The sequence below is a fragment of the Intestinibacter sp. genome (assembly GCF_051866655.1).
In the GTDB taxonomy this organism is placed as follows: Bacteria; Bacillota; Clostridia; order Peptostreptococcales; family Peptostreptococcaceae; genus Intestinibacter.
In genome coordinates this window covers 1-1,576 of sequence record NZ_JBJDXL010000096.1, presented here as the reverse complement: position 1 = coordinate 1,576, position 1,576 = coordinate 1, and the positions used below count along the sequence as shown (strand labels likewise).

Sequence of the window (1,576 nt, the reverse complement as noted above, 5' to 3'; positions counted from 1 at the left end):
CCACCATCTACCTCAGTATACTCAAAATACTCAGAAGCAGTATTCTCTGCCACAGTACTAGCCTCTCCTTCTGCTGAAGCTAGATTAAAACTACTTACGACCGATTGATAAAGTCCCTCCATATCCGCAGTCTGTGCATAAGATATAATCTCGCCTAGACCGGAGTTAAATACAAATGAAATTGTAATTGCAAAAACTATTGCCTTTTTAAACAACCTTTTCATTTAAAATCTTTCCCCCTTTCAAAAAAAATTATACCTATTTTTGTGAAAAAATTTTTATGACTTTATCTTATAAGTATAATTTAATTTCACTGTTAAAACAATATTTTCCAAATTTAATTTTTACAAAAAAGGAAGTGAATACAAAATATGATCTACCCTATTTTGCAACACTTCCTTTATAATGCATCAAAAAAGCTTCCCCTATGATACTAATTTATCGTATCAATAAAGGAAGCATTTTATCTATTTCAATAAATCATTTACACTCTTTGATCCATTTGGATATTGTGAATAAACAGTATATTCATTTCCAGCCTTATCCTTATAAATCACATAAGCTGCAGCAGTAATCTGTACGTCAAATTGAGCTCTAGGTATACCTATTAATGTACCCAAATATGTTACATAATTTTCCTCTTCATTTACTTCATAATTGACCTTACCTACAGATCTAGCAATATTCTTAGTATCTAATGTCAATGTTTCTCCTTCAGGAAGTAAGCTTTTAGGAAGTATAATTGTTCCCTTTTCAACTATTTCATCGCCATCATCGTAAATCTTTGTACCAAATCTTATGCCGCTCTTATCGTCTACTACTGCTTTGACTTGGGCTCCAAGCATTTTGACATGTGCCCATTTAGCCTTGTAAGTTACATCTTTAGTGTATGTAGCCCCTGATTTATATTCTGTAGTTGTATCATCAGTATCTTCATACCATCCAACAAAAGTATATCCATCCTTAGTTGGTACTTCTGGTGTATAGTTCAATTTACCTTCTGAATCTACAGCTCTCTTTATAACTTGATCTCCATTATCTGGATTGAATTTTACAATATTTTCTACATCTACTGTTTCACCCTGTGGCACTGTGTACGTCTTGTCAACTGTTCCATTTCCATCAGTATCAACCTCAAGAACCATATCCTCTGTAGAAACTGGTTTAGTCCATATAACTGTGTTTTCAGTTATTGGAACATCATTTATTGTTGTCTCACTTTGCAGTTCATCATCTGAATTATAGTAGCGTACAGCATAATCCATTGTACCTTCACCAGTGCCCTCTAGAACAACATCATAATCATCGCTCTTATCTAAACAAAGCATTTTTATATCGTCGTTTTGTCCTATTATATCAAGTCTACCAAAAGAAGAACTTATATTAAGCCATGATGCTGATGAATCTAATACATCTTCATTTGTCGCGACATTTACATTGACTGGACAAGCCACACGAAGAACCATATAGTCAGATCCTTGTGGCTCTTGACTTAATGTTGAGTCGTCTGATAAAGTGCTAGTTCCATCAGTAATTTGTAATTTTTCTTTTATCCATTCTATTGTTTTAGCTTTTT

General features: G+C 33.4%; 2 protein-coding genes. Both read right to left on the bottom strand.

Annotated elements, in window-relative coordinates; all coding sequences use genetic code 11:
• Positions 1-224 (bottom strand): hypothetical protein (locus ACI3VO_RS02535; protein WP_439756405.1); only part of this gene is annotated, 224 nt, incomplete at its 3' end.
• A gap of 243 nt (positions 225-467) precedes the next feature.
• Positions 468-1,576 (bottom strand): InlB B-repeat-containing protein (locus ACI3VO_RS02530; protein ID WP_439756404.1); only part of this gene is annotated, 1,109 nt, incomplete at its 5' end.